Here is a 561-nt window from a genome sequence, read left to right on the forward strand (position 1 = left end):
CTTTCTCAACGATAGCGTTTCTTTGCTGCAAGTAATCTTGATCGAGGTTGTATTTGAGAATATCACTAATGAGTTCCGCTTTTTGTGTCGGCGTTTCATATTTCAGTGCATCTTTTTGACCGACCGCTTGGCGCATAAATTTCATTTCTTCATCAGTCATTCCAGATTGAGCGTATTCATTCAGCTCATTTTCCATCTCGATAATCGATGCGACCGTCGAATCGGCACGAACTTGCGCGGTAAATACAACCGAACCGGTTTCAGGATTCCCCGAGAAGTAACCGTAAGCACCGTAGGTGTAGCCTTTGTCTTCACGCAGGTTTTGGTTGATGCGACTGTTAAAGTTACCCGCTAGGTTAAAGTTCGCGAGCTGGCTTAGATAAAAGTCACCCGTGGCATCATAAGGCATGCCTTGACGAACCATCATAACCACACTTTGCGGTGCCCCTGGTTTATCGACAAGATGAATTTTCTGCTCACCTAATGCTGGTATTGTTTGAGGAGCATAAAGTGGTGCCGCTTCATCTTTCCATTCAGCCCAAAACGCAAGCTTCTGCTCAA

1 protein-coding gene is annotated in these 561 nt (G+C 45.3%); it reads right to left on the reverse strand.

What is annotated here, in order from left to right; all coding sequences use genetic code 11:
* The coding region (locus tag R8N47_RS27385) for a M16 family metallopeptidase (protein ID WP_318186386.1) at window positions 1-561 on the reverse strand (561 nt) is incomplete at both ends.

Source organism: Vibrio sp. 2132-1, assembly GCF_033344315.1.